At 75.3% G+C, this 235-nt stretch carries 1 protein-coding gene; it reads left to right on the top strand.

The annotated features are described in order from the left end of the window. Window positions 1-235, top strand: a 235-nt coding sequence (locus G3I65_RS38670) for a hypothetical protein (protein WP_203612637.1), incomplete at both ends; no start/stop codon positions are given.

The raw sequence follows: 235 nt of genomic DNA, 5'->3' as shown, positions 1-235 counted from the left end.
ACGGCGGCCGTCGGCCATCAACCCGGTCGAGGCGCTGACCGAGGCCGCGGTGGAACGGCGTGAGCTCGGCCGCGGCCGGCTGATCACCGGCTGGGCACTGGTGCTCGCCGGGTTCGGCGGCGCGCTGGTGCCGCTGTTCCTGCGCGGGGACGTGGCGACCGCGATCTCGACGATGGCGACGCTCGTGGTGGTGATCGGGCTGGCCGTGGTCGGCCCGCAGGTGACCGGCCTGGTG

Source organism: Amycolatopsis sp. SID8362 (assembly GCF_010550475.1).
GTDB classification, from domain to species: domain Bacteria; phylum Actinomycetota; class Actinomycetes; order Mycobacteriales; family Pseudonocardiaceae; genus Amycolatopsis; species Amycolatopsis eburnea.
Note: the sequence above shows the minus strand (reverse complement) of the source record. Positions and strands in the feature narration are given on the sequence as shown.